Source organism: Streptomyces jeddahensis (assembly GCF_001642995.1).
Lineage (GTDB): Bacteria > Actinomycetota > Actinomycetes > Streptomycetales > Streptomycetaceae > Streptomyces > Streptomyces jeddahensis.
The window spans coordinates 23802-49951 of sequence record NZ_LOHS01000119.1; the positions used below are offsets into that span (position 1 = coordinate 23802).

At 73.4% G+C, this 26150-nt stretch carries 19 protein-coding genes and 1 pseudogene; 10 read left to right on the plus strand and 10 right to left on the minus strand.

Features of this window, described 5'->3' with window-relative positions; genetic code table 11:
• Positions 1 to 70: 70 nt before the first annotated feature.
• From STSP_RS28635 to STSP_RS28650, 4 genes are all read right to left on the minus strand, one after another.
• Positions 71 to 5095 carry a coiled-coil domain-containing protein gene (locus STSP_RS28635; protein ID WP_067283805.1) on the minus strand — a complete coding sequence of 1675 codons (5025 nt, stop codon included), beginning with the start codon at positions 5093 to 5095 and terminating at the stop codon, positions 71 to 73.
• 57 nt (positions 5096 to 5152) lie between these two features.
• On the minus strand, positions 5153 to 6001 hold the full coding sequence (locus STSP_RS28640; protein ID WP_232789831.1) for a hypothetical protein: 849 nt from the start codon (positions 5999 to 6001) through the stop codon (positions 5153 to 5155).
• A 94-nt stretch (positions 6002 to 6095) separates the two neighbouring features.
• The gene (locus tag STSP_RS28645; protein ID WP_067283808.1) at positions 6096 to 7622 is read right to left on the minus strand and encodes a hypothetical protein; all 1527 of its coding nucleotides are present in this window, start codon (positions 7620 to 7622) and stop codon (positions 6096 to 6098) included.
• A gap of 250 nt (positions 7623 to 7872) precedes the next feature.
• Positions 7873 to 8628 (minus strand): GntR family transcriptional regulator, encoded by a 756-nt coding sequence (locus tag STSP_RS28650; protein WP_067283810.1) that lies wholly within the window; start codon positions 8626 to 8628, stop codon positions 7873 to 7875.
• 184 nt (positions 8629 to 8812) lie between these two features.
• Here STSP_RS28650 and STSP_RS28655 point away from each other — a divergent pair, with 184 nt between their 5' ends.
• From STSP_RS28655 to STSP_RS28675, 5 genes are read left to right on the plus strand one after another with little or no spacing between them, the layout of a single operon-like run.
• Entirely contained in the window at positions 8813 to 10135 is a 1323-nt protein-coding gene (locus STSP_RS28655; RefSeq protein WP_067283811.1) for an MFS transporter, read from the plus strand.
• Positions 10132 to 10986 carry a putative hydro-lyase gene (locus STSP_RS28660; protein ID WP_067283813.1) on the plus strand — a complete coding sequence of 285 codons (855 nt, stop codon included), beginning with the start codon at positions 10132 to 10134 and terminating at the stop codon, positions 10984 to 10986. The genes STSP_RS28655 and STSP_RS28660 overlap by 4 nt, the downstream gene beginning before the upstream one ends.
• Positions 10987 to 11031: 45 nt before the next feature.
• A complete protein-coding gene (locus STSP_RS28665; protein ID WP_067283815.1) occupies positions 11032 to 11796 on the plus strand; it encodes a LamB/YcsF family protein in 765 nt (254 codons plus the stop codon).
• Entirely contained in the window at positions 11793 to 12407 is a 615-nt protein-coding gene (locus tag STSP_RS28670) for a 5-oxoprolinase subunit B family protein (RefSeq protein WP_067283817.1), read from the plus strand. Before STSP_RS28665 ends, STSP_RS28670 begins: the two co-directional genes overlap by 4 nt.
• Positions 12407 to 13276 carry a 5-oxoprolinase subunit C family protein gene (locus STSP_RS28675; protein WP_067283819.1) on the plus strand — a complete coding sequence of 290 codons (870 nt, stop codon included), beginning with the start codon at positions 12407 to 12409 and terminating at the stop codon, positions 13274 to 13276. Before STSP_RS28670 ends, STSP_RS28675 begins: the two co-directional genes overlap by 1 nt.
• Positions 13277 to 13366: 90 nt before the next feature.
• Here the strand turns inward: STSP_RS28675 and STSP_RS28680 are convergent, their stop codons facing one another.
• The 5 genes from STSP_RS28680 to STSP_RS28700 all read right to left on the minus strand — a co-directional run bounded on the left by STSP_RS28680 (position 13367) and on the right by STSP_RS28700 (position 18876).
• On the minus strand, positions 13367 to 14221 hold the full coding sequence (locus STSP_RS28680; protein ID WP_067283821.1) for an SGNH/GDSL hydrolase family protein: 855 nt from the start codon (positions 14219 to 14221) through the stop codon (positions 13367 to 13369).
• The gene (locus STSP_RS28685) at positions 14218 to 15393 is read right to left on the minus strand and encodes a glycosyltransferase (RefSeq protein ID WP_067283823.1); all 1176 of its coding nucleotides are present in this window, start codon (positions 15391 to 15393) and stop codon (positions 14218 to 14220) included. The genes STSP_RS28680 and STSP_RS28685 overlap by 4 nt, the downstream gene beginning before the upstream one ends.
• The gene (locus STSP_RS28690) at positions 15390 to 16514 is read right to left on the minus strand and encodes a glycosyltransferase family 4 protein (RefSeq protein WP_067283869.1); all 1125 of its coding nucleotides are present in this window, start codon (positions 16512 to 16514) and stop codon (positions 15390 to 15392) included. The genes STSP_RS28685 and STSP_RS28690 overlap by 4 nt, the downstream gene beginning before the upstream one ends.
• A 241-nt stretch (positions 16515 to 16755) precedes the next feature.
• Positions 16756 to 18174, minus strand: coding sequence for a HEAT repeat domain-containing protein (locus STSP_RS28695; RefSeq protein ID WP_067283824.1), 1419 nt, complete (start codon positions 18172 to 18174; stop codon positions 16756 to 16758).
• Between the two features lie 309 nt (positions 18175 to 18483).
• The gene (locus STSP_RS28700) at positions 18484 to 18876 is read right to left on the minus strand and encodes an ankyrin repeat domain-containing protein (RefSeq protein ID WP_067283826.1); all 393 of its coding nucleotides are present in this window, start codon (positions 18874 to 18876) and stop codon (positions 18484 to 18486) included.
• Positions 18877 to 19211: 335 nt separating this feature from the next.
• Between STSP_RS28700 and STSP_RS28705 the strand changes: the two genes are divergently transcribed.
• Positions 19212 to 19406: a hypothetical protein gene (locus tag STSP_RS28705; RefSeq protein ID WP_067283828.1), complete on the plus strand. Its 195-nt coding sequence runs from the start codon at positions 19212 to 19214 to the stop codon at positions 19404 to 19406.
• A gap of 49 nt (positions 19407 to 19455) precedes the next feature.
• Positions 19456 to 21057: pseudogene (locus STSP_RS28710) on the plus strand (hypothetical protein); the annotation flags it as partial.
• A gap of 507 nt (positions 21058 to 21564) precedes the next feature.
• Here the strand turns inward: STSP_RS28710 and STSP_RS28715 are convergent.
• A complete protein-coding gene (locus tag STSP_RS28715; protein WP_067283829.1) occupies positions 21565 to 23064 on the minus strand; it encodes an SCO1417 family PLP biosynthesis transcription factor in 1500 nt (499 codons plus the stop codon).
• A gap of 149 nt (positions 23065 to 23213) precedes the next feature.
• On the opposite strand from STSP_RS28715, the gene yczE reads away from it, so the two are divergent.
• The 3 genes from yczE to STSP_RS28730 all read left to right on the plus strand — a co-directional run bounded on the left by yczE (position 23214) and on the right by STSP_RS28730 (position 26082).
• Positions 23214 to 23876, plus strand: a complete 663-nt coding sequence (gene yczE, locus STSP_RS28720; protein ID WP_198547450.1) for a membrane protein YczE — start codon at positions 23214 to 23216, stop codon at positions 23874 to 23876.
• On the plus strand, positions 23873 to 24640 hold the full coding sequence (locus STSP_RS28725; protein ID WP_067283831.1) for a glycerophosphodiester phosphodiesterase: 768 nt from the start codon (positions 23873 to 23875) through the stop codon (positions 24638 to 24640). Before yczE ends, STSP_RS28725 begins: the two co-directional genes overlap by 4 nt.
• Before the next feature lie 104 nt (positions 24641 to 24744).
• Positions 24745 to 26082, plus strand: coding sequence for an MFS transporter (locus tag STSP_RS28730; protein ID WP_067283833.1), 1338 nt, complete (start codon positions 24745 to 24747; stop codon positions 26080 to 26082).
• Positions 26083 to 26150: the final 68 nt, after the last annotated feature.

A 26150-nucleotide genomic window follows, 5' to 3' on the forward strand; every position in this document is an offset into this window, starting at 1 on the left:
AGGCCGTGGGGGCGCCGGCCGGTCACCCCTGGGTGGGTGCGAGCCGTCATCCCTGGGCTGGTGCGAGCCGTCATCCTTGGGCGGGTGCGGGCCGCTTGAACATCCGCGTCGCCGTGATCTCACCGTGCGTCGTCTCCCCCGCGGGCGCCTGCTGCGGCAGCCCCGGCCTGAGGTGCTCTTCCACGCTGATGTACTTCAGCCCGGCCCGCAGGTCCGCGTCGTTGCGCAGCCGGATCACGAGCGGGAACTCGGCGAGCGCCGTGGTGTCGAACAGGCCCGTGGTGTAGAGCAGTTGCACACCGAGCGCGTCCGACACGGCGCGCTGGAGTTCCAGCAGGTACGTCGCGTTGGCACGGCCGATCGGGTTGTCGAGGAACAGCGTGCCCGCGTGCCGGTGCTTGTCGCGACCGCGGTCGTTCGACCGCAGCGCGGCCATCGTGCAGTACAGGGCGATGGCGGCGGTCAGCAGCTGGCCGCCGGAGAAGACGTCGCCCATCTGCCCGACGGGGACGCGCTCGGCGCGGAGCACGGCGTCCGGCTTGAGGATCTCGACGGCGACGCCCTTCGGCTGGAGTGCGGCGCCGACGCCGCGCAGCAGCAGGGACATGCCGTCACGGCGCAGGTCGGAGTTCTTCCTCACCGCGGCGCGGGTGGCTTCGTCGATGACCTCGCCGAGCCGCTCGGTGAGCGTGGCCTGGTCGGGTTCGTCGAAGCGGATGCGCAGGAACTCCTGGCCGGACCATTCGCCGAGGCCCTCCGGGAGGCGGGAGAGCCGCTGGGCGGAGCGGAGGGTGGCGAGGGCGGACTCGACGAGTCCCCGAAGGCGGTCGACGATCGAGTCGCGATTGCGCTCCAGTTGCTCCAGCTCGTCGGTGAGGACGCGGAGGCGGGGCGCGAAGGCCTCGGCCCACTTCTGCGCGTGTTCCGGCAAGGCGGAGGCGGGCAGTTCGCGGATCTGCTGGCGGGCGGGGGTGCGGACGTGTTCGTAGCGAGTGGAGTTGGCGTGGCGTACGAGGACGTCGCTCGCCTCGCGTACGGCTGCCTCCGCGGCGGACAGGTCGGCGGCGCAGCCGCGCAGGGAGCGGCGGGCCTCGGCCGCGGCGTGCCGGGCCTCCTGCAGGTCCCCAGGGTACGGCTCCGACTCTTCCGCGTCGTCGGCGGAGTTCTCGCGGAGCAGGTCGCGCAGCTGGGCGGCCGTCTCGTCGAATCCTCCGGCGGCGTCCTCGGCGGCGCGATGGGCGGCGAGCAGTTCCGCGTGGGTGTCCCTGGCCTCGCTCAACGCCTCGGTGCGGGCGGCGAGTTCGGCGGTGGCGGTGCGCAGCAGGGCCTGGGCGTGTTCGGTATCGGCGGGGACGAGGTCGTCGGGCAGGTCCGTGTGCGCCTCACCGTCCTCGGGCGCGTGCCGTTCCGCCTCGGCCCTGAGCCTGCCGAGCTGCTCGCTGGCCGTGGAGGCGCGGGTCTCGAGAAGCTGGACGAGCTCTTCGGCGCGGGCGGCGGCGGCCTGCCGGGACGGCCCGTCGGCGCCGTCGGGCGACTCGAGGAGCTGGGCCGCGCGGGTGCGTACCTTGTTGCTGAGCCGGTCGAGTTCGGCGAGGGCCGCGCTCTCGTCGCTCTCGGCGCGGGCCTGCTCGGCCCGCAGGTCGGCGCCGACGCCGACCTTCTCGTAGACCTGCGATGCCGCGCGGTAGGCCTCGCGCAGCGCGGGCAGGGACGCCTTGGGCGCCTTGCCGTTCCGGCCCTCGCTGCCCGGGTGGTCGCCGCTCGCGGAGTCGCCGCCCGGGGTGTCGTCCGGTACGTCGTCGGGCGCACCGGCGATGTCGGCGCGCTCGGCGCGGAGGGCGCGGGCGGTGCGGCGGGCGTCGTCAGCGGCGCGCTGAGCCCCGCGGCGGTCCTCGTCGGCGGCGCGGGCACGCTCGAGACAAGCCTGGGAGCGGGCCTCCGACTCGACGGCCTCGTCGGCGAGTTCACGCAGTCTGACCTGCCATCCCGCACGCTCGCGCAGCCGGAACGCAAGCCCGGCAAGCGCATCCGCGGCGCGGCGGGCGCGCTGCGCGGCATCCTGCCGCTCGTCGCGTACGCGTGCCGCCTCGGACGCGGCCTCGTCGGCCTCGGCCCTGGCCGTGCGTGCCTCGGCGAGCTCGGCCTCGGCCTCCTCGGCGAACGCGTGCGCGTCGCGGGCGGCGGCGGCGAGTTCGGCGAGTCGGCCCGCGGGGCAGCCGGTCCGCCAGGAGGCGAGCCGTGCGGCGAGCTCGCGGTCCTTGGCGAGGCGGGCGGCGAGCTCCCGGATGTCCTCGTCCCGCCGGCCGGCGCGGGCGCGCAGGGCCTCCCGCTCTTCGTCGGCGGCCTGCTCGTCGTGCATGGCCGGGTTTGGCGGTACGAGGAACACGTCGCCGTCGCCCGTGCCGGGGGCCGGTGTGGGGGCGAGCAGGGCGGCGGCGGTGCCCACGGCGACGGCGGAGCGCGGCAGCAGCGCGGCGCCGCTCAGCGTCTCGCGGGCCCGCGCGTGGGTGTCCGGGTCGGTGATCACGACGCCGTCGACGAGCTCGGGCCGGGCGGCCAGCACGCGCGCGTGGTCGGCGGGGTCGACGGCCTGGGCGAGGTAGCGCCAGCCGGGCAGGGCCGGGATGCCGTGCTCGCCGAGGAACTCGACCGTGGCGAGCACGTCCGGCCCGGGCGGCAGCAGCCCCCCGTCACCGAGCGCGCCGAGAATCCGCGCGTCGTCGGCGGCGGCGGTCCGCAGGTCGAAGAGCTGCCGCTCGGCGGAGGCGACCGCGTCGTCGAGCAGCTCCCGCAGCTCGTCGGCGTAGCGGTCGAGCTCCTCGGCGGTCAGCGGGCCTTCGGTCGCCTCGGCCGTCCCGCCAGCGGCCGCACCCGACCGCCGTCCGCTGGCCACCGCATCAGCGACACGTCCGGCGCCTCCGGGCCCCGCCGGGTCGACGCCCCGTACATCGCCGGCACCCCTCGGTTGGACAACGGCCGCCCCGCCACCGGCAGTTCCGGTGCCGTGGCCTCCGGTGCCGGAAACTCCCTCGCCGCGCGCATCCGCGGCATGGGAGGCGGAGGCAGCGGACCCCCGCTCCTCTGACGCGTCACCGCGCCCCGCCACGGCGGCGTCCCAGGAGCTGGACTCCCCCGCCGCGCCCGTACCTGCGTATCCCTGCTCCACGTGGCCGAAGCCGTCAGGCGCCCCAGCCACATCGACGCCCCCGCGCTGCCGCGGCACTCCCGCACCGGTCGAGGAGCCTGAGCCGCCGGGCAGGCTCAGGAGTTCCGCCAGCCGTTCCTCACCCGCGAGGGACTCGGCAGTGCGCCGCTCCGCCTCGTACGCCCGCTCCGCCGCCGTCGCGGCGTCCGCTGCGCGCGCCGCGGTCAGTTCGGCGCGCGACTCGGCGGACGCGGCCTCCCGGGCGCCGTCGGCGGCGCGGCGGGACGCCTCGCGCGCTGTGTCCCAGGCGGCGACTGCCGTCTTCTCGGCGTCGCTGGCGGCGAGCGCCGCGCGCGCCGGGTCGGCGTCCGGCGCGCTGTCGTCGAGCCACCCGGCCCGTACGGCCTCGGCGGTCTCCTGCTCGACCTCCGCGAGCCGCTGGCGCAGATGGCCGGCCTCGCTGCGGGCGCGCTGCGCCTCGGTCGCGGCGGCCGTCGCGTCGCGGTGCGCGGCCTCGCCGGCCTCCTGGAGGGCCGCGGACCGCTCCTCCTCCTCGTTCGCCAGCCGTTCCGCGTCCTCGGCGGCGCCGTGCAGGGCTCGTACGAGATCGGTGGCCGCCTTGGCGCGCGCGGCGAGGGCGGGTGCGGCGTCGCGCTCGGCCTCGCGGATGGCGGCGGCCACGCGCGCGGAGCGGTCGGCGGCCGCGCGGTGGCGCAGCACCGCCTCCGCGGCCTGCCAGGCGGAGTGCAGGGTACGTGCGTCGGCGAGCTCGCGCTTCTGCGCGGCGGCGGCCTTCTCGGCGCCCGCCAGCGCCAACGACGCGTGGCGGTAGGCCAGTTCGGCGGCGATCAGCGCGCTCCGGCCGCGCGCCTGCTCGGCCTCGGTGACGGTGTGCGCGGCGGCGGTGACCTGCTGGGCGAGGTCGGCAGCTCGGCCTCGCTCCTGGGCGGCGCGTGCCGAGAGGCGACGGGCGAGGGTGCGGGTGCGCCGCTCCGCGCCCGCATGGATGTCACGCGCGCGTGCCCGCGTATCTGCGGCTTCGACGATCCTGCCGAGCAGGTCGACGGAGCCCGCGGTGAAGTCCCGTTCGGCGATGAGCTCGGCGCGCCGTCCGAGCTTGTTACCGAAGCCGCTGACGAGGTCGGCGAGACCGTCGGTGTCACGCGTGTCCGTGACCGCCCGCAGCAGCAGGTCGGTGAAGTCGGAGTCCTTCTTCACCGCGAACAGGCCGGCAGCCTCGCCCTCGTCGGCGTTCATCTCCCGCTGGTAGCGGAAGAGTTCCGGGTCGAGGCCGAGCTCGCCGAGGTGCTCGGTCCAGCGCTCGTGGATCTCCTCCCAGTGCACCTCCAGGTGCGGGTACGCCTTGCCCGCCTCGGTCAGCGCGTCCCGGAAGCCCTTCATGGTGCGGCGCCGCCCCTGCGCGCCGGACGCTCCCTCGACGGGCGGCCGCACCGCGGTGGACTCGGCGACGGGCAGGTTGTCCAGGCTCAGTCCGGGGCCGGGCCGGAACGAGTACCAGGCCTCGGCGAACTTCCGCGGGTCGTTGGAGACCTGCCGCCCACGCCACTCGCTGACCTTGCCGACGACCACGCACTCGCCGGTCAGCGTGTGCTGCCACTCCAGCGCGACGTGCCCGCAGTCGTCCGCGAGCAGGAACTTGCGCAGCACGCCGGAGCTGGCGCCGCCGAGGGTGTTCCGGTGGCCTGGCAGCATCACCGAGAAGATCAGCTTGAGCAGTACGGACTTGCCGCCGCCGTTCTCCAGGAAGAGCACCCCGGCGGGCGCCGGGCGGAGCGGCGGTCCGACGGGCTCCTCCTCGAAGAACTCCGCCTGGGTGGGCGCTGGGTGCGGCACGGGCTCGCCGACCCCCCGCAGGTCCAGCACGGTGTCGGCGTAGCGCGCACCGGCAGGCCCGATGGAGTAGAGGCGGACCCGGGACAACTCGTACATTGCGGCGGACTCTCGTAGTCGTGAAAGAGGCTGGGCTTGAGGCCGAGGTTCAGGCGGTCAGGAGTGGAACGGCAGCCCGGCGTCGGCCACCAGCTCCAGGTCGTCGCTGTCCTCGGGCGGCAGCAGGCTCGCCGTCCCGTCGCTCACCGGCACGATGCCGAGCTCGAGGAGTTCGGCCATGGCGGCGCCGCCGGCCATGTCTCTGACCTGCAGCTGGTAGCGGGCGGTGGTGCGGTACGTCCCTCCAGAGTCGTCCCCCGTGCGCTGCAGGAAGCCCGAATCGGTGAGGAAGGCGACCGCCTTGCCGACGATGCCGGTGGTCGAGCCGGCGAGCCGGCGGGCGTCCTTGGTGGCGCCGGTCGCGCTGCGCCGCGCCCAGATCCGCCAGGCGGCCTCGAGCCCGGGCGCGTCGCTGGCCGGGTCGGTGTTCTCGCCCTGTTCGGCGGCCCGCTCCTCCAGGCGGCGGCAGGCCTGGCGGACGAACGCGTCGACGCCGTTGACCGTCACCCGGCCGATGTAGGCGTCGTCGGCGAGGTCCTCGGGGCGCGGGAATGCCATGGCGGCGACGGCGAGGTGGGCGAGGCCGTGCAGAAAGCGGTCGCCTGCGTCGGCCGAGGCGCGGCGCGCGTAGTCGCCCATGCGGACGGCGAAGACGGAGTCCTCGGCGGCCGTCACGGCCATGCCCGCGCGCGGGGACACCTCGAGGACGACCAGCCCGAGCCCGGCGGCGACGGCGTCCGCGAGCCGCGCGAACGGGGGGTCGTCGCGGTAACGGCGCAGCAGCTCCGCGTACTCCTGGTCGCGCGCGGGCCCCAGCTTGGGCTGCAGCCCGAAGGCGACGAGGCGCGCCGCGTCGGCTGCGTCGGCGGGGGTCACGGCGGCCTTGGCCCCCGCCGGGGCCGCCACGGGATCCGGCTCGCCCCACGCGGTCCCGTCTGCGTGGTCGTCGGTCACGGCTGGTGCTCCTTGCTGGGGTGGTGCCTGTGCTGGTGGGTCGGGGTCATGCCGCCTCCGTCCGGTCGGCCGCCATGCCCGCGGCGTCGAGCAGGGCCGTCCCCACTATCAGGTCGGCGCCGCCGAACTCCGGGTCGTCGAGTTCGGTGCCGTCGTCCACGGCGAACAGCAGCTTCTGCTCGCCCTGGCGGTAGGCCGTGCCGACCGGGGGGCTGGCCGCATGCACGGCCAGCAGGGCGACCAGATAGGGCAGGTCAGGGTCGCGCCTGCGCGCCTCGGCGAGCAGGCCGGAAAGCCTGCGCGGTGCGTCGGAGGGCAGATCGAGCAACTCCATGGCGCTCGCCAGCTGCTCCTCGCTGAACCGGCTGTCGTCGGGCGTCGCGATCAGATCGGGCTCGGGCATCTCCGCACCGAGGTGCTCCCGCTCCATGGGCGGCGTGAGCAGTATGTCGACAAGGTCCGCGACCCGTACGGACACGGGAGTGCGCAGGCCGGTGCCGCGGGCGAAGTAGGCGTCGGTCACGCGGAGCGCCTGCTCGAGCGGGAGCGGCAGCACGGGCGCGACGAGCTGGCCGTACAGGTCGAGCCCCGCGCGCGCGGCGGGGGCGGCGAAGGCCTGGCGGTCCTGTTCCGCGCGGAACAGCGGCCCCGCCTCCAGGAGCCGGGACTGCAGCTGGGTGTGGCGCCGGATGCAGTCCTTGACGATGTCGACGAGCTCGGCGGCGCGGCGCTTGTGCTCGGGGTCCTCGGACTCGTCGCGTGCCCTGCGGATGTTCGTGAGGATCGCGTTCTCGTGGCGGTAGCGGTCGGCGACGTGGTCGAGGGCCTCGGCGATCATGTCGGGGACGGCATTGAGCCAGTCCACCGCGCGGACGTTGCGCCGGGTCGCCTCGAGGGCCCTGCGGAGCGTTTCCGAGTACTGCACGGTGCGGTAGCGGGCCTGCTCGGCGGCGAGCTGGGCGTCGGCGAGCCGGCCGCGGTTGATCAGCACCTCCAGCTTCACCTCGGCGGCGATCTGGGCACTGGTGACATCGGTGTCGAGGGCGCCCACGAGGACGTTCACGGCCTCGTCGGTCGTACGGAGATACACGGCGCCGCCGTACCCCGGGACCTCCTCGATCAGCTTGAAGTCGTAGTCCCGGCGCACATAGCTGCCATCGGGCGCGAACGTGCCGTACACGGCGCGGAAGCCGCGGTCGACGCTGCCGACGTTGATGAGGTTCTCCAGGACCCAGCGGGCCACGCGCTCGTGCTCCGCGGTGGGGCGCTGCGGGGCCTGGGCGGCGATGCGCGGGATCAGCCTGGACACTATCTGCTCGTGGTCGGCGCCCGTGTCGAAGTCCATGTTCAGTGTGACGAGGTCGATGGCGGCGAGGGCCACCTCGGCCATGCCGTACACCGAGTACTCACCGGCCAGGTTGGCCTTGCGCGCGTCGAGGTCGTGCAGCGGCGCGGTGCAGGCGAGCGCGCGCAGCCGCCGCGCCAGGCCCTCGTCGGCGGCCGGGCCCGGAGCGGGCCGCGGCCCCGCGCTGAGCTGGGGCGGAACGGTGTCCACCGATGCTGGCAAAGTCACGGTGCACAGACTAGGTCCTCGGTCTGACAACGGCCCAAACGGCGCAGATACCACCCAGGTCACACGGGTCATGTCCCGCGATACGTCCCGGCCGCGGCCCCGTCCCCGCCGCACAACGGGTCTGCGCATCGAGTCTGCGGCCCAGCACGAACGAATCGCCGTAAACCGTCCCAGAGCGGCAGAGGTTGCAACTCACCCGATCTCAGGAGCCGCAAAGTCGCTCGACCGAGGCGCGGGTGCCGCCCGCCGCTCACTCGCCCGTCCGCGCACCCTCGTCATCGCCCGCGCCCACCCGCTGCCCGTACACCTCGACCAGCCCGCGGCGCGAGTCGTCGAGGTACTCGGCGAGCAGGCGCTCCGCCTGGTCACAGTCGCCCGCCTGGAGTGTCTCCAGGATCTGTCGGTTGCGCGCGAGGTACGGCTCGTGCAGCCGGCGCGGGTCGTCCACCACATGGAAGGCGAGGCGGAGTTCGGCGAAGACGCTGCGCATCACCTCGTCGGTGCGTTCGCTGCCGGCGAGGGCGACGAGTTCCCGGTGGAAGTGGATGTTGGCCGTGCCGACGCCCTTCCAGTCGCGTTCACGCGCCGCCCGCCGGCCGTCAGCGACGGCTTCGGCGATCGCGTCCAGCGCGTACGGCGGCGCGCCCAGGCCGCGCACGACCGCGCACTCCACGAGCCGCCGCGTGCGGTAGATGTCCTCGACGTCCTCGACAGTGAGGACCCGCACGAAGACGCCGCGGTTGAGCTGGTGGACGAGTAGCCGTTCATGGGTGAGCAGCCGGAAGGCCTCGCGCAGGGTGTTGCGCGAGACGCCCAGCGCCCCTCCGATGCTGTCCTCGGACAGCCGCGTGCCGGGCCGGAAATAGCCGTCGGCAATGCGGCTCCTGAGGATGTCCGCCACTCGCTCCGCCGTGCTCGTACGACCGAGCAGCACACGGTCGTCGGCGAGCCCTGCCGGCTCCCCGGCCGAAGGTCCGCTCTCACCCCGCGAAGACACAGCACCCATGCCGGAATTCAACCTCAGACACAAGAACGAAACAACATGGGTATTGAGGGATCGTTCAACAATCCTCTACCTTGGCGGGCAGGGCGCCGACCGCACCGCTCCGGCGCTCACCACCGCTCGGCTCATCTCCCGCACGGCACATCCCCGTTCGCATGCACCCTTTGTCCCCTTATGCGAGGTGCCCATGAGCACGACTCCTCCGACACAGGCCCTGACGACCGAGGACCAGCGGTCCGGCACGGGCGAACTCTCCGGCGACAGCGGCGCGTTCGCCTGGCTGCGCGCCCTCGGGCCGCGCGGCCGCCGAGCCTTCGCGGGCGCGTTCGGCGGCTACGCCCTCGACTCCTACGACTACTTCACGCTGCCGCTGAGCATGGTGGCGCTCGCCGCGTACTTCGGACTCGACAGCGGCCAGACAGGGCTGTTCACGACGGTCACGCTGGTCGTCTCGGCGGTCGGCGGCGCCCTCGCCGGTGTGCTCGCCGACCGGATCGGCCGGGTCAAGGCCCTGATGATCACGGTGATCACCTACGCCGTGTTCACCGTGGCCTGCGGCTTCGCGCCCAACTACGAGACTCTGCTGGTCTTCCGCGCCCTTCAGGGCCTCGGCTTCGGCGGCGAGTGGGCGGTCGGCGCCATCCTGGTCGCCGAGTACGCCACGGCGAAGCACCGGGGCCGTACGCTCGGCGCCATCCAGAGCTCCTGGGCCGTCGGCTGGGGGCTCGCCGTGATCGTCTACACACTGGTGTTCCAGTTCCTCGACGACGACGTGGCGTGGCGTGTGATGTTCTGGACCGGGGCGCTGCCCGCGCTCCTCGTCGTATACGTACGGCGGAGTGTGCACGACGCGCCCGAGGCGGCCGAGCGCCGGCAGAAGAGCGCCGAGAAGGGCTCGTTCGCCGCGATCTTCAAGCCGGGCACGGCGGACCGGCCCGGTCTCCTGCGCACCACTTTCTTCGCCGTTCTGCTCTCCACCGGCGTCCAGGGCGGCTACTACACGCTGGCCACCTGGGTGCCCACCTACCTCAAGACGGAGCGCGACCTCTCCGTCGTCGGCACCGGCGGCTATCTGGCCTTCCTCATCTCCGGCGCCTTCCTCGGCTACCTCACCGGCGGCTACCTCACCGACAAACTGGGCCGGAAGCGGAACATCACGCTCTTCGCCTTCCTCTCGGCGGCCGCGATCCTCGCCTACACCAACATCCCCAGCGGCGCGAACACCCTGGTGCTCGTCCTCGGGTTCCCGCTCGGCTTCTGCATGTCGGCCATCTTCAGCGGCTTCGGCTCGTTCCTCAGCGAGCTCTATCCGGCGGCGGTGCGCGGCACGGGACAGGGCTTCACCTACAACACCGGCCGCGCTGTGGGCGCCGTCTTCCCGACACTCGTCGGGTTCCTGGCCGACAGCTGGGGCGTGGGCGGTGCGCTGGTCTTCGGAGCGATCGGGTACGGCCTCGCCGTCCTGGCGCTGCTGGGGCTGCCCGAGACCCGTGGACGGGAGCTGCAGTGAACCGTACGAAGGGCCGCGCCGGAAGCCGTACACAGGACCGCCCCAGGGAACACGTGGAGCACGTCACTGCGCGCACGCGCGCGTGGAGCCCAGCGAAGGCCCGTGCGCACTTCCGTTCAGGCGCCACAGGGACGACCGCCGGCTGGTCCGCCGGTCACACTCAGGCGAATCTGATCTCGGTGCCCGCCGACTGGGCGTACGACATGCTGCTGTTCTGCCAGCGCAATCCGAAGCCGTGTCCGGTGCTGGACGTCACCGACGCCGGGTCCTGGAGCACACCGCTCGCGCCGGACGCCGATCTGCGCACCGATCTGCCGCGGTACCGCGTGTGGGAGCACGGCGAACTCGTCGACGAGCCCACCGATGTCGTCCGGCACTGGCGCGGCGACCTGGTGTCGTTCCTGATCGGCTGCAGCTTCACCTTCGAATGGGCGCTGTCCGAGGCGGGCGTGCCGATGCGCCATGTGGAACAGGGCCGCAACGTCCCCATGTACGTCACGGGCCGCCACTGCCGCCCGGCGGGCCGGCTGCACGGTCCCATGGTGGTGTCGATGCGTCCCGTCCCGCCCGAGCATGTGGCGGCGGCGATCCGGGAGAGTGCGCTGATGCCCGCGGTGCACGGCAGCCCGGTGCACTGCGGCGAGGCGGACGTGCTCGGCATCGAGGACCTGACGCGGCCCGACTTCGGCGATCCGGTGGACGCCGAGCCGGGCGACATCCCGGTGTTCTGGGCGTGCGGGGTGACGCCGCAGGCGGCCGTCACGGCCTCGCGCCCGCCGTTCGCCATCACGCACGCGCCTGGTCAGATGTTCATCACGGACGCCCGGGACGAGCAGTACCGGGTGCTCTGAACCGGCTCGTTCGAGCCATCAGAAGGAACAGGAGAGAAGAGACACATGGCCTCCGTCTCGATCGATCTGAACGCCGACCTCGGAGAGGGCTTCGGGCGCTGGCAGCTGACGGACGACGAACAACTGCTGTCCGTCGTCACCAGCGCGAACGTCGCCTGCGGCTTCCACGCCGGGGACGCGGCCACCATGCGGCGCGTGTGCGCGATGGCGGCCGAACGCGGCGTACGGATCGGCGCCCAGGTCTCCTACCGCGACCTGGCGGGCTTCGGACGGCGCGCCATGGACGTGCCGTCCGAGGAGCTGGCCGCCGAAGTGGCGTACCAGATCGGCGCCTTGGAGGTCTTCACGCGCGCGGCGGGCACGCGCGTGTCGTATGTGAAGCCGCACGGCGCGCTCTACAACCGGGTCGTGCACGACGAGGACCAGGCGCGGGCGGTGGTCGACGGAGTGCTTCTCGCCGACGACACACTGCCCGTGCTCGGCCTGCCGGGATCGCGGCTCCTGGAGACGGCGGAGAAGGCCGGACTGCCGGTCGTCACCGAGGCGTTCGCGGACCGCGCGTACACGGCCGAGGGCACGCTCGTGCCGCGTGGTCAGGACGGTGCCGTGATCACGGATCCGGAGGCAGTCGTGGAGCGCTCGGTCAGCCTGGCGCGGTCCGGGGTCGTCATGTCCCACACGGGCGAGGAGATCGCGGTACGCGCACGGTCGTTGTGCCTGCACGGGGACACGCCTGGGGCGGTGGGGCTGGCTCGGCGCGTGCGGGCCGAGCTGGAGTCGGCGGGTGTCCGCGTGGAGGCGTTCGTATGAGGGCGCTGCCGGTCGGCGACGGGGCCCTGCTCGTCGAGCTGGGCAGCGGCGCCGAGGCTCAGGCTCTCCACGCGGAGCTGCTGCAGCGCCGCGCGGCGGGCTCGTTGTCCGTACGGGAGATCGTGCCCGCGGCCCGCACGGTGCTGCTTGACGGGCTCGACGACCCGGCCCGGCTGGCCGCGCAGCTCACGGCCTGGGACATCCCGCCCCTCTCTGCACGCGCGGACGAGGTGATCGAACTGCCCGTGCGCTACGACGGTCCGGATCTGGCGGACGTGGCGGCGCTGTGGGGCGTCGAGGAGCAGGAAGTCGGACGGATCCACGCGGCGGCCGAATTCCGCGTGGCCTTCTGCGGGTTCGCGCCCGGCTTCGGCTATCTGACGGGACTGCCCGAGCGCTATGACGTGCCGCGCAGGGCCACGCCGCGTACGGCGGTTCCGGCCGGCGCCGTCGCGCTCGCGGGCCCCTACACGGGCGTGTATCCGCGCTCGTCGCCGGGCGGCTGGCAGCTGATCGGCACGACGGACGCCGTACTGTGGGACCACGCGCGCGTGCCTGCCGCGCTGCTCGCGCCCGGTGCCCGGGTGCGCTTCGTACCGGAGGGGCCGTAGTGACCGACCGTGCCGTCGCCGTCGTCCGGGCCGGTGTGCTGACCACCGTGCAGGACCGGGGCCGCCATGGTCATGCGCACCTCGGGGTGCCCCGCTCGGGTGCGCTCGACCTTCCCGCCGCCGCCCTCGTCAACCGGCTCGTGGGCAACCCGCCGGACGCCGCGGTCCTGGAGACGACCCTCAACGGCTGTGCGATACGGCCGCGTTGCGACGTCGACGTGGCGGTGGGCGGTGCGCCCTGCCCCGTGACCGTCGACGGACGGCCGGTGCCATGGAGTGCACCGGTCCGCGTCCCCGCGGGGGCGGTGCTGGAGGTCGGGGCCGCGGTCTCCGGCGTACGCAGCTACGTGGCGTTCGCGGGCGGGGTGGCCGTGGAGCCGGTCCTCGGCAGCCGGTCGACGGATCTGCTGTCGGGCCTCGGCCCGGCGCCGCTCACCGACGGAACCGTGCTGCCCTTGGGGAATGCCACTGCGGCACGCGTGCGTGCCGACGTCGCTCCGCAGCCGGCGCCCCCTCGCGAACTCGTGCTGCAGGTGACGCTGGGGCCCCGCCACGACTGGTTCACGGACACGGCGCTGCGGACGCTGACCACGCGCGCGTACCGGGTGTCCTCGGCGAGCAACCGCATCGGACTGCGCACCGACGGGCCACCGCTGGAGCGGGCGGTGGACGGTGAACTACCGAGCGAGGGCATGGTGCTGGGCGCGGTTCAGGTGCCCCCGGACGGCAGGCCGGTGGTCTTCCTCGCGGACCATCCGACCACCGGCGGGTACCCGGTGATCGCGGTGGTACGGGAACCGGACCTCGCGGCCGCGGCCCAGGCGGCGCCGGGGACACCGGTACGGTTCGTGGCAGTCCGCAGACGCTGAGGTCTCCGGCTCACCTTCCGTCGGAGGCAAATCGCCCCCCGATCGCCCTCCCCACCCCCGTCCGACTTCGCGGTCAGACGCGAGGGATGCTCACGCGGCATCCGCCGTCTCCGCGGCCGACAGCGCCGCCAGCGCAGCGGCCACCGCATGGGAGGTCCGGATATCCAGCCGCGCGCTGGTGCCCCGCGCCCGGTGCCGCACCTCGTCGGCGGCCAGCCTGAGGAGCTGCGGCAGCAGATCGGTGCACCGGCGCGCCACCCAGCCCGTGCCCGCCGTGGCCAGCCACAGCAGGCTGGCGGACCGTGTGGGCGGCGGGAGTTCGGGCTCGACCGAGGGCTGACAGCCGACGGCGAACCCGTCCGCGGCAAGCAACGCGTGGAAGCGCGCGGCGAGCACCCGGTGGCCGCGCTCTCCGGGATGCAGCCGGTCCGCGCTCCACATCGTGCGGTCGGTGACCCAGTCCTCTTCGGCGGCGTGCAGATGGACGGCGCCGTAGCGCTCGGACAGCGCGTGCACGACGGTGTTGACGGCACGCTGACGGCGGGCGAGCGGCCGGGCCAGCACGCTGGGCAGGCCGAGCATCGCCCCGGGGTCCGGCAGGCACGCGGTGAGCAACACAGCCTTCTGGGCAGCGAAGGCCGCGTAGACCTGGTCGAGGCGCGCGGCCACGGCGTGGATGTCGAAGGTGCGGCGGAGCGTGTCGTTGACGCCGACCACGACGGACACGATGTCCGGCCGCAGGGCCAGTGCGGCCGGGGCCTGGCGGTCGAGGACGTCCAGGGTCTGGGCGCCGCTGACCGCGAAGTTGCGGAACTCCACCGGGGCCCCGGCGGGGGCGAGCCCGTCTGCGAGCAGTGCGGCCCAGCCACGCCACCCGTCACCCACGCGGTCGCCCACTCCTTCGGTGAGCGAGTCCCCGAGCGCGGCGAAGCGGACCGGTGTCATGCCATGCCTCCCACGCGCTCACCGTCCCGCGGAACCCGCACCGGTGCGTCATGTGCCGTGAGGAAGGCCCGGACCGCGATGTCCCATCCGAAGCACTCGGCACGCGCGCGTGCCGCCTCGCGACGCTCCGTCTCCGGGCGCTCCAGCAGGCCCTGCACGGCGTCCGCGAAGGACGCTCCCGTGTCCGTCGCCGTGGCGCCGGCAGCGCCCACGATCTCTGGGAGCGCGGACGTCGCGCTGGCCACGACCGGGGTGCCGCAGGCCATCGCCTCCAGTGCCGCGAGCCCGAACGTCTCGGCGGGCCCGGGCGCCAGGCACACGTCCGCGGAGGCCTGGAGCGCCCCGAGAGCCGTGCGGTCCCCGACGTGGCCGAGGAAGGTCACGGGCAACCGGCGCTCACGGGCGCGCTGTTCGAGCCGGGCGCGCAGCGGGCCCTCGCCCGCCACGACGAGCACCGCCCGCTGCCCCCTGCCGAGCAGCACCTCCAACGCGTCCAGCGCCGTGCCCGGCCGCTTCTCGACGGACAGCCGCGAGCACATCACGAGCAGCGCCTCGCCCACGCGCGCGTGCCGCTCACGCAGCTGCGGATCCTGCAGCCCCGGGTGGCAGCGTTCCAGGTCGACGCCCAGCGGCGCGCGTACGACGTTGCGCGCGCCGATGCGTACGAACTCGCGCTCCGCCCACTCCGTGGTGCACACGACACGCGTGTACGCGCGCGCGGTGCGGAGGTTGAGGGCGTCGGCGGCCCGCCGCGCCGCTCCCTCCGACAGACCCCACGTGCGCAGGACGCCGTGCGCCGTCTCGTGGGAGACCATCACGGCGGGGACGCGGGCGCGGCGCGCCCACTCCCCCGTCCACCGCAGGGTCGTACGGTCGGAGACCTCGAGCCGGTCCGGGGCGAGCTGCTCGAGGAGCCGGGTGAGTCTCCGGCGGTCGGTGATGACCCGGTAGCCGCCGGTGCCGGGCAGCAGGGGCCCCGGCACGGTGATGACGCGGCCCTGGTCGGTGTCGCGGTCGTCGGTGCGGTCGCCGGGCACGATCAGCACGGGCTCGTGACCGGCCGCGCGGTAGCCGGTGCCCAGCTCCCGCAGCGCCGTCCGCAGCCCGCCCGACGAGGGCGCGACGAAGTTCGCGAGCCGCACGATGCGCAGTGGCGATGCCGAGGCCGTCATGCCGCCACCGCCGTCCGCGCCCGGAGTACCTCGCTGTAGTGCTCGATGAGCTGGTCGCCGACGGCCGCCCAGGTGCGGCCCTCGACCGTGGCCCGGCCGGCGGCCCCGTAGGCCGCCCGCCGCGCGGGGTCGGCGGCCAGGGACCACACCGCGTCCCGCACGGCGTCCTCGTCCCGCGGGGGCACGAGCATCCCCGTCCGCCCGTGGCCGACGAGGTCGAGCGGCCCGCCCGCCGCGGGGGCGATGACCGGGACACCGCTCGCCATGGCCTCCTGCACGGTCTGGCAGAACGTTTCATACGGTCCGGTGTGCACGAACACGTCCAGCGAGGCGAAGATCCGCGCCAGTTCGCCGCCCGTGCGGCGGCCGAGGAAGACGGCCTCGGGCATGGCCTCGCGCAGCGTGCTGTCGCTGGGGCCGTCACCGACGACGACCACGCGCACGCCGTTGAGCCGGGAGGTCGCGGCGAGCAGTTCGACCTGCTTCTCGGGGGCGAGCCGTCCGACGTATCCGACGATCAGTTCGCCGCCGGGGGCCAGCTCCCTGCGCAGCGCCTCGTCGCGCAGCGACGGCCGGAAGCGCTCGGTGTCCACCCCGCGGGCCCACAGCCGCACGCGGGGGATTCCGTGCTCCTCCAGGTCGCGCAGGGCGGCGGTGGAGGGGGCGAGGGTGCGGTCGGCCGCGGCGTGGACGCTGCGTATGCGCCGCCAGGCGGCGGCCTCGCCGGCGCCCATGTAGGTGCGCGCGTATCCGGCCAGATCCGTCTGGTAGATCGCGACGGCGGGGATCCCCAGCCGCGCGGCGGCGGCCATGCCGCGCACGCCCAGCACGAACGGGCTGGCCAGGTGGACGACGTCGGCCTGGTGCGAGATCAGTGCCGCGGCCACCCGGCGGCTCGGGAGCGCCACCCTGACCTGGGGATATCCGGGCAGCGGAAGGGAGGGGACCCGGATGACGGGGCACGGAGCCGAGGCGTCGGGCCCGGTGCCGGCCCCGGTGGCGGGGGCGACGACGATCGGGTCATGACCGCGTGCGACGAGATGCCGGGCGGTCTGCAGGGCGCAGTGGGACACGCCGTTGATGTCGGGCGGGAAAGACTCGGTGACGATGACGACACGCATACCCGTGTTGTCCACGCACGGGGCGTGGTCACGTCAACGTGGATCTTTCCTGCCGGGGAACGTCGAATGAGCGTTCGCCTGCGCAGCTGCCGGAACGCCTGGCGGCTCGGCTCCCGTTTGATCGGCGGCTCCGCCGCCTCGTCCTCAATCGCCGGACGGGCTCGATTCCGCGCCGGGCACCGCACGGGCCAGGGCACAACACGGCCGACGCGTGGCACGCTGCATGGCCGATGCGTGGCCGCTACACGGCCGATGCGTCTGGCCCGATCCTGCTGCGCACCGCTGTCTGTACCTCGGCCTCCTCGGCCGGGTCGGAGGCGAGCCTCCTGAGCTGCTCCACTACGCGTACGTCGCCGGTCTCGGCGTGCCGTGCCGCGATTTCGCGGGTGGATTCCTCGCAGTCCCACAGGCACTCGACGGCGAAGCCCGCGGCGAAGGACGGATCGGTGGCGGCCAGGGCGCGTGCGGCGCGGCCACGGAGATGGGACGAGGCGGTTTCGCGGTAGATGTGCCGCAGCACGGGGGCGGCGCAGACGATGCCGAGCCGTCCGGTCCCGTCGACGAGGGTGCCGAGGGTCGGGGCGTCCGGGCCGTCGCCACGCACCGCCTCCCGCAGCGCGGCGAGTACCAGGTGGCTGTCCTGCGTCCCGCCCCGGCAGGCGAGCATCCGCCCGGCGGCGGCTCCCAGGACGTCGGGGCGGCCGGCCCAGCGCCTGGCCCGCTCCACCGCGGCGACGCTGCGCATCCGTTCGAAGGCATCGACGGCCGCGTCCACCACGAGCCGGGACGGGCTGTCCACGGCGGCCTGGATCAGGTCGAGCGCCGCGGGATCCTGGGCGGCGGCCAGATAGCGCAGTGCCGTGCAGCGTGCGCCGTCGTTACCGCTGCGCGCGGCCTCGACGATCGCCGGCCGGTCGTCGGGTCCTGCGACGGCGGTGAGGCACCGCGCGGCCGGGACATGGAGGAGCGCACCGCGCTCGATGCCCTGCTGGGCCCAGTCGAAGACCGCCTGGACGCTCCAGCCGGGGCGCGGTCCGGTCGGGGTGAGCTGCCGCTGCCAGCGGTCGAAGGAGCCCCTCTCCCCCGCCGCCCGCACCCGGGCGGCGATCCCTTCCCGCGGGTCGTCGGCCCACAGCCGCCACGGCCGCGGTTCGAAGGCGTCCCGGACCGCGGCGGCCAGTTCGGCATCGCCTTCGGGGGTGGACGGGAAGCGGGCGAGGACGGGTACGGCCAGTGCGCGCAGCCCGGCGTCGTCGTCGCGCAGCGCGAGCTCGTCCAGCGCCCAGGCCCAGTTGGTGCCGTAGGCCGCGTACCGCCGCAGCAGTGCGAGCGCGTCGCGCCTGCCGTACGAGGCGAGGTGACCGAGCACCGCCAGGGCGAGCCCGGTGCGTGACTCGTCCGTCTCGAGGATGTCGTCCGGGGCGAAGAGGTGTCGTTCGATCTCGTCGAGCTCGCCGCGGAGGTCGAGGAACAGGCGGGCGTAGTACAGGGAGCGGTTCTCCACCTGCCAGTCGTGGCGGGGGTCGTGGAGCACGCAGTGGTTCAGCGCCGCGAGCGCCTCGGCGCGCGGTGCGGTGAGCGCGTGCAGTGTGCCGTCGCCGCGGCCCCGCTGGAGCAGGCCGAGCAGCGTACCGCTGGGCGCTATGACCGGATCGAACATGGAAACAGCCTCACATCAAGCGTCGACGCAACCGGGGATACCGCACTACCTGGCTGCGCGACAACACGTCGGGGCGCCCGCCGTCTCTTGCCTGCTGTAGACCATGTTCCTCTGCCTTTCGTCGGTGGCCCGCCGGGAGCGGACCGCTCACGGTCCGCGCGGTGCGGCAACACCTGCCCAGTCGTCGCGTCCGTGAACCACGACGCCATGATGACCCAGCGGTTCTCTCCGTCGCGACCAGATTTCCGACCGCTCAGTGCGCCGCGAACGCTCCGGCCACGCGCTCAGTGCGCCCCGGACAGTCCGAGGTCAGTGCGCCCCGAACAGTTCGAGCAGGTCGGTCTTGCCGAACATACGGGCCGTGTCGACCGCCGACGGCGTGCCCGCGGCAGGGTCGGCACCGGCGTCGAGCAGTGCCCGGATCACCGCCTCCTCGCCCTTGAAGACGGCACCCGCGAGCGGTGTCTGCCCGCGGTCGTTGGCCCGGTCCGGCTCGGCGCCGCGCTCGAGCAGGGCGCGGACCGCGTCCGCGTGGCCGTGGTAGGCGGCGAGCATGACGAGCGAGTCGCCCTTGTCGTTGGTGAGGTTGGCCGGGACGCCCGCGTCGACGTATGCCGCGAGCGCCTCGGTCCGGCCCTGGCGCGCCAGATCGAAGATCCTGGTCGCCAGCTCCACGACCTCCGGGTCGGGGGCTTCGGTCATCGGCTCGGACCACCTTTCGACTGCGTGTGCGTTGTCGGCATGCACAGGGATGTACGGCTGTCAGCGTGCACAGGGATGTAGGCCGGGCACCCGTACGGATGAATCGCCAGCGTACTGCCCGTGCGGCCACATGACCGGCCCCCGTCGAGGCGAAGATCATCGCGAGGCCACCCGCATCCCGAAGCCCGCCCGGGTGGCCGAGCCGGACCCTGCCAGTCGATGGAAATCAGCCAGATTTCACCCAGTTGCACCTTTTATCGTATGGATACATGCTGTGAGCCTGGAAGTACTCATGGTGACTGTCCTGACTGTCCCCACTGACCAGGAGACCTCTCATGATTCTCTCCATCTCGGGTGTCGTGCTGCTCGGCATCATCGTCGTCCTCTTCTGCCGCAAGGACGGGCTCAAGGGCACGCACGCGGTCGTCTGCGGGCTCTTCGGCTTCTACCTCGCCAGCACGGCCATCGCCCCCAGCATCAAGGCCGGTGGTGCGAGCCTGGCGAGCCTGCTGGGCGGGATCAAGTTCTGACGCTCCCGCCCGGTACGCACCCTCTCGAACACACCCTCAGGAGACTGACGTGTCCCGGCGCGCACTCCCCCGCATGCTGAGCAACGGCAGCGCACAGTTCGCCCGAGGCCGGGAACTGGCGCGGTCGGCGGCCCATGCGGCCGGCGACGTCCTCCACCCGCTGCTCGTGATCACCCACGGGCTGCGCCGGCTGGCTGCCGCCGGGCGGCGCAAGTGGGCCGCGACGCCGAAGGACCGGCGCGGGCCGCTCCTGTTCCTGGTGAGCTCTCTCCTCCTCGTCGTCGCACTGATCCCCTACGGTCCGCTGCTGACGGGCGTCGTCCTGCTGGCTGCCGCCGCCTGGACGGGCCGGGACCGCGCGACCCGGTCGGCCGCGAACGCCCCGGGCGCACCGCAGCTCAAGCGGCTCACCTCGCTCTACGAAGCGCTCGTCCCGTACTTCTCGGTCCCCGAGGACCCGAGCCCGCTGTACGCGCACGGCGGCGAGTGGAACAAGGCCTTCGGTTCCTACGAGTTCGACGAGGCGGGCCGCATCTCGCGCCTCGAGATCCGCTACCCCGCGTACTTCACGGACGGCGAGGCCGCGTCCCGCGCGCGAATCGAGCACCTGGTGCACGCCAAGTCGGGCCGCGGCCGCGAGTACCGCTTCGACTGGGACGAGGAGGGCAACCAGCTGACCGTGTCGGTGCTGCCCCCGCTGCCCACCCACATCGCGGCTCAGCGCTTCGTGACGACGCCGGGTGAGACGGTTCTCGGCTTCACCGACCCGACGGGGGTGCCGCGGACGCTTCCCGTGGCGGACGGCGGCGGACAGCGGGACGTGCCGCCGGTCGTCTGGCGCACCGGCATCCGCTCCACAGAGCCGCATCTGCTGGCCGTCGGCCAGCCCGGCAGCGGTACGACGACCCTGCTGCGCTCCATCGCATTGCAGGCACTGCAACACGGCGACGTGCTGATCGTGGAGGGCAGCGGCACGGGCGAGTACGCCTGTCTGACGGGACGGCGCGGCGTCCTGGCCGTCGAGTGCGGGCTCGCCGGAGCGTCGGCGAGCCTGGAATGGGCGGCACACGAGACGGAGCGGCGCCTGATCGCCGCGAATCGAGCGCGCCAGGCGGGTCAGCCCGCACCGGCCGACACGAAGCGCCCGCTGTGGGTCCTCCTCGACCGGCCGAGCATCCTCGGCCACCTTGCGGCCGCTGACGGCCACAGGGATCCGCAGAGCCTGCTCCAGGTGCCCCTGCGGCACGGGCGTGCCGCCAACGTGACGGTGGTCGTCGCGGACCAGTTCGACAGTCTCGACGCACTGAGCGACGCGGTGCGCCAGCACACGCGCGCGCGGGTCGTCCTCGGCCCCGCCACACCGGAGCAGATCGAGAGCGTGCTGGGAGTCCCTCCGCACACCACCCCGACGACGGACATGGCCCCCGGCCGGGGCTACGCCCGCCTGGGCGCAGGCCCGGTACACCGCCTCCAGGTCCCGGCCACACCGGACCCGTACGACGACGCCACCAGCGAGTCCCACCGCAAGGCGGTGATGCAGCTGCTGCCGGAGCGGATGGGAGCGGCCGGCGACCGGACCGGCGCGGCCGTCCCCGGCACGGCTGTCGGCGAGCCGGAGCCGGTCGGAGCGCGGGCCGTCGTGACGGAGGCCCTCCCCCTCGTGGAGACGGCAGCCGGAGAGCGTACGGGCGACGCCGTGCCGGTCGGGGCCTCGGCCACCGCCACGCAGGTGCGCGAGGCGAGGGTCGAGGCGCCTGTCGAGGTCGGCGCGGTTGCCGCGGCCGCCGCGGCAACCGGAACCGACGCCGCAGGGAGGGCGGCCGAGGAAGCCGTGCCCGTGGCGACGGCAGCCGCACAGGGCGGCGCCGGAGAAACGGCCACCGGGAATCCGGGTGCGCACCGGGCACTGGTCGCCCGGGATACGGGGCATTCCGGCGCAAGCGGTTCGGCGGTGGCCGGGTCATCGACGGGAGCACCGGTGACAGGCCGGCCCGTGTCCGGATCCCAGGTCTCTCACCGGGCATCCCCCGAACCCGCCGGCGAGTCCGCGGTCGCCGAACCGGTGGTCGCCGACTCCACGGTCGCCGATTCGGCGGTCGCCGCGGCACACGTCGCAGAGGCGGCGGCCGCCGAGCGCTGAGGACCCCAGCCCTCACGCTCAGGCCACGAACGTCCGCGGCGCCTCCGTCCCCGTCGTCGCGCCGCTCTCGACCAGGCGCGCCGCGGCGGCGAGTCGCGTGGCGGCCTCGTCGGCCACGGCTCCGCCGACGGTGAACGGCAGCCGTACGTACCCCTCGAAGGCACCGTCGACCCCGAAGCGGGGACCGGAGGGGACGCGTACCCCCACCCGCTCACCGACTTCGGCGAGGCGCGACCCGGACAGACCGCCTGCCCGCACCCACAGCGTCAGACCGCCGGAGGGCACCGCGAACTCCCAGCCGGGCAGTTCGCGCCGCAGGGCGGCGACCAGGGCGTCGCGGTTGTCCCGGGCCTGGCCGCGGCGGAGGTCGACGGCCTCCTGCCAGCCGCCGGAGCTCAGCAGCCAGTTGACGGCCAGCTGTTCCAGTACGGGGGTGCCCAGGTCCGCGTAGGCGCGGGCGGACACCAGGCTGCGGATCACATCGGGCGCGGCCCGCACCCAGCCGATGCGCATGCCGGCCCAGAACGCCTTGCTGGCCGAGCCGACCGTGATCACCGTCGAGCCCGCCGGGTCGAAGGCGCAGACGGGGCGCGGCATCTCCAGACCGGGGTCGAGGTGGAGTTCGCTCATGGTCTCGTCGGCGACGAGCACGGTGCCCGCCGCACGCGCGGCGTCGACGAGCCGGCGGCGCTGGTCCTCGTCGGCCAGGGCGCCCGTCGGATTGTGGAAGTCGGCCACGACGTAGGCGAGCCGCGGCGCGGCATCGCGCAGCACCTGGCGCCAGCGGTCCATGTCCCAGCCGGCGAGCCCTTCGGCCATGGCGACGGGGACGAGCCGGGCGCCGGCCTCCCGCATCAGCTGGAGGATGTTGGCGTAGCTGGGCGACTCCACGGCGATGCGCTCGCCGCGGCCCGCGAAGAGATGGCAGATCGCGTCCATGGCGCCCATCGCGCCGGTGGTGACCATGATCTGTTCGGGCATGGTCGGGATGCCGCGTGCGGTGTACCGCTCGGCGAGCATCTGGCGCAGGGCGGGCAGGCCCGCAGGGTAGTCGCCGTGCGTGTGCGCGTACGGCGGCAGCTCCTCCAACGCGCCGTGGACGGCGCGGGTGAGCCAGGGCTCGGGTGCGGGCAGCGCGGCGCAGCCGAGGTCGATCATGGAGCCGAGCGCCTCCGGGGGCAGGGGCTCGAGCCCGCGCGCCGGCAGCGGGTTTCCGGCGGGTACGGCGGTCCAGCTGCCCGCTCCCCTGCGGGACTCGAGGAACCCTTCGTTGCGCAGCTCCTCGTAGGCCGCGGCCACCGTGGTGCGGCTGACGGACAGCGCCAGGGCCAGCTCGCGCTCCGCCGGCAGGCGCGCGGCGACCGGAACGCGCCCTTCGAGGACGAGCACCCGGATGCCGTCGGCGAGCGCACGGTAGGCGGGCGGCCTGCGGGTGCCGGGGCCCGCGGGACGGGCCTGCTGGGAGGTGATCAGCCGGGCGAGCTGCACCGAGCCCACCGCCGAAGTCCAGTGCGCCATGCTTTCCAGTCCACCTTCCCCGAATTGGCCATGGATGGCCTCCGCCACCAAGCCACAGAGTGTCACGGACCAGTCCACTACTACCACCAGGGGGGCATCTCTTGTCCACGCCGTCCATACGCGCGAGCTCAGAGAGCGCAGAGAGCTCTGTGAAAGAGAGCTCTGTGAAGAGGCATCTCGTACGACGGCTGCTCCAGCTCTACGTCGGTCTCGCGCTGTACGGCGTGAGTTCGGCGCTCCTCGTGGAGTCAGGTCTGGGACTGGAGCCGTGGGGCGTGCTGCACCAGGGCCTCGCCGAGCTGACGGGGCTGACGATCGGGGTCGTGTCGATCATCGTGGGCGCCGCCGTGCTGCTGCTCTGGATTCCGCTGCGGCAGCGCCCGGGACTCGGCACCGTGTCGAACGTGTTCGTGATCGGCATCGCGATGGACGGCACCCTCGCCCTGGTCCCCGAGACGCACACCCTGACGGTGCGGATCCCGCTGCTCGTGGCCGGGATCGTGCTCAACGGAGCCGCGACCGGCCTGTACATCGCGGCGAGGTTCGGACCGGGCCCGCGGGACGGCCTGATGACGGGCCTGCACCGGCGCACCGGCCGGTCGATCCGCCTGGTCCGCACGGCCATCGAGGTGGCGGTCGTGGTGACCGGCTTCGTCCTCGGCGGCACGGTCGGCGCCGGAACGGTGCTGTACGCGCTGGCGATCGGCCCCCTCGCCCAGGTCTTCCTGCGTGTCTTCGCCGTCCCCACGGCATCCGCAGGCAGCACGGTCGTTGCCGGTTCGCCACCGAACCGAGCGATACTCCGACCGTGACCACAGCCATACGCCACCCGTATCTCGACCATCCGGGGCCCATCCCCTTCGCCCACCGCGGCGGAGCGGCCGACGGCCTGGAGAACACCGTGGCCGCCTTCCGGCACGCGGTCGAGCTCGGCTACCGCTACATCGAGACCGATGTGCACGCCACCTCCGACGGCAGGCTCGTGGCCTTCCATGACGCGACGCTGGACCGGGTGACGGATGCGGGCGGCCGTATCGCGGATCTTCCGTGGAGCGAGGTGCGGCACGCGCGCGTGGCGGGCACCGAACCGGTCCCCCTCTTCGAGGAGCTCCTCGAGACCTTCCCCGAGGTGCGTTGGAACGTCGACGTCAAGGCCGAGCCCGCGCTGCTCCCGCTGATGGACCTGATCGAGCGCACGCGCGCGTGGGACCGCATCTGCGTCGGCTCCTTCTCCGAGGCGAGGGTGGCACGGGCGCAGCGCCTCGGGGGCCCGCGCCTCGCGACCTCGTACGGCACACGGGGTGTGCTGGGCCTGCGCCTCCGGTCGATCGGTGTCCCGGCAGCGGTACGCCGCTCCGCGGTGTGCGCCCAGGTGCCCGAGACCCAGTCCGGTATCCGCGTCGTCGACCACCGCTTCGTACGCGAGGCCCACGCGCGCGGGCTGCAGGTCCACGTCTGGACCGTCAACGAGGCCGAACGGATGCACCGGCTCCTCGACCTCGGCGTGGATGGCATCATGACCGATCACATCGAGACGCTGCGCGACGTGATGAAGGACCGCGGGATCTGGGTCTGACGAGCTGGGTCTGACCACTCCCCGCGCGCCGCGCGGCGTCCGCGTAGGGGGAGACCGAGGGCGAAGCGAGGCCACGGGTGGGGACAGGACCGGGAACCGACGCCATGCCGACGGCAGCCGGCGGCGACGACGAGAAGGCCGCCCGGCGGCGCGAGCAGCGCGGCTGGTACGTCTACGACTGGGCGTGCTCGGTCTACTCGACGAGCGTGCTGACGGTGTTCCTCGGCCCCTATCTCACCGAGGTCGCCAAGTCCGCCGCGGACGCGGACGGCTTCGTGCATCCGCTCGGCATCCCGGTCCGCGCCGGCTCCTTCTTCGCGTACTCCGTGTCCGCGTCCGTGATCCTGTCGATCCTCCTGATGCCGCTGGCGGGTGCGGCGGCCGACCGTACGGGCCGCAAGAAGCCGCTGCTCGCGGCCGCCGCCTATGTGGGCGCGGCGGCGACGGCGGGCATGTTCTTCCTGTCCGGCGACCGCTATCTGCTCGGCGGAGTGCTGCTGATCGTCGCCAACGCCTCGCTGGCGGTGTCGATGGTGCTCTACAACTCGTATCTGCCGCAGATCGCCACTCCCGAGGAGCGCGACGCGGTGTCCTCACGCGGCTGGGCCTTCGGTTACGCCTCCGGCGCGCTCGTCCTGATCGCCAATCTGGTGCTGTTCACGGCCCATGACAGCTTCGGGGTGTCCGAGGGAACGGCGGTACGGATCTGTCTGGCCTCGGCGGGCGTGTGGTGGGGCGCCTTCACACTGGTCCCGCTGCGGCGGCTGCGCGACCGCCGGACGCCGGGCGCAGCGGCGTCCTCCCACGGCTGGCGGCAGCTGGCCGCGACCGTACGCCACATGCGCCGCCATCCCCGCACGCTCGCCTTCCTTCTGGCGTATCTCGTCTACAACGACGGCATCCAGACCGTGATCTCGCAAGCGTCGGTCTACGGCTCCCAGGAGCTCCAGCTCGGTCAGTCGACACTGATCACCGCGGTGCTGCTGGTGCAGGTGCTGGCCGTGGCGGGCGCGCTCGGCATGGGCCGGCTGGCCCAGCGGTACGGAGCCAAGCGGACCATTCTCGGCTCGCTGATCGCCTGGACCCTCACCATCGGGGCCGGATACTTCCTGCCCGCACGCACACCGGCCTGGTTCTTCGTGCTCGCCGCGGGCATCGGACTGGTGCTCGGCGGCAGCCAGGCGCTGTCACGGTCGCTTTTCTCACATCTCGTACCGAGCGGTAAGGAAGCCGAGTACTTCTCTGCGTACGAGATGAGCGACCGCGGGATGTCCTGGCTCGGCCCTCTGCTGTTCGGGCTCACGTACCAGCTGACCGGCAGTTATCGGGACGCGATCATCTCGCTGGTGCTCTTCTTCGTGCTCGGTTTCGTACTCCTGGCCCGGGTTCCCGTGCGCCGTGCGGTCATGGAGGCCGGCAATCCCGTTCCCGAGCGGATTTAACACCGGGCACCAAAGGGCGCTAGTGTAACCCTTTGGCCTGCCAGGCGGACCGTTACTGCGCGCCAAAG